The following is a 1,286-nucleotide window of genomic DNA, read 5'->3' as shown; positions in this document are numbered from 1 at the left end:
TTTGAATTTTCCCTGCCGAAAGAATGGAGCAGACAGGAACAGATTGATTATACAACCGAATATATCCAAAAGACTTTCGTGGATAAGGGAATGTGTGCCGATTGGAGCATACACGATAAGAACGATGGAAATCCACATGTGCATTTACTTGTAACCATGCGACCATTCAATCCAGACCACTCATGGGGCAACAAGGAAGTCAAGGACTGGGATTTTGTCAGAGATACTGACGGAAATATCGTGGTTGATGAATCCCACCCGGACTGGTGGCAGGATAAGAAAAATCCAGACCGTCATGGAATCCGTATTCCGGTACTTGATGAAAACGGAGTACAGAAAGTCGGGGCAAGAAACCGAAAACAATGGAAACGGGTTCTGACCGATGCTACCGGCTGGAATAATCCAAAGAATTGTGAGTTATGGCGAAGCGAATGGGCTGGGATGTGTAACCGGCATTTATCCATAGACAATCAGATTGACCACCGCTCTTATGAAAGACAGGGCAAATTAAAAGTCCCTACGATTCATGAGGGTGCGGATGCAAGAAAGATTGAGGAAAAATATCTCACCGGACAGATAAGGAAAGGTTCATGGAAGGTTGAGGAAAACCGGATGATTAAAAAACAAAATGCACTGCTGCAAAAGGTAATTGCAACCTTTGGTAAGGTATCCGGTGCATTGTCGATGTGGAGGGAGTGGTTGAATGACATTAGAAGAAAGCAAAGAAGTAATTCCCATGATGGAAGCAATGATTACACAGATAGAGGAACAGCAGAATATCATGGCAGAGATGCTTCAGGAGATACAGGAAAAGGACGAGAAGCTGATGTGCTTTCAGGAGCAGGAAGAACGATTGCAGCAATTAGAGAAAGAATTGTCAGAGCTGCTACAAATCTTACCGGATACAGAAGAACTGTTGATGCTTCTGGAAGAAAAGACAGACCAGATACAGAAACTCACAGACGAAAATCAGCAATGGCAGGAATTGGCACAGAAATTAAACAGCGAGAACCGGCTATTGCAGAAACAGAACAGCGAATTACTGAACTTGAACAGCAATTAGAGAAAGGAAGGTTGATTGATGAACGAATTAAGAAACTCAAAGAGCGACGATCAACTGGAAGAGTTGCTTCTGCTGACAGAGCAGATGCAGGAAGAACTCGACCAGAAAGACCGGACTATCAGGGAACTGAAAGTGCAGCTCGACGAATCGCTGACCTTGAACGAGAAGTTAAACAGCGAGAACAAAACAGAGAACATTCAAGCCTTAAAGAACGACTTGAGGA

General features: G+C 43.7%; 1 protein-coding gene. It reads left to right on the top strand.

Annotation, left to right across the window (positions count from 1 at the left end; genetic code table 11):
- The coding region (locus HMPREF0373_RS06935) for a MobA/MobL family protein (RefSeq protein WP_021738958.1) at positions 1-1,286 on the top strand (1,286 nt) is incomplete at both ends.

Source organism: Eubacterium ramulus ATCC 29099 (assembly GCF_000469345.1).
In the GTDB taxonomy this organism is placed as follows: domain Bacteria; phylum Bacillota; class Clostridia; order Lachnospirales; family Lachnospiraceae; genus Eubacterium_I; species Eubacterium_I ramulus.
This window is presented reverse-complemented; position numbering and strand designations above follow the sequence as displayed.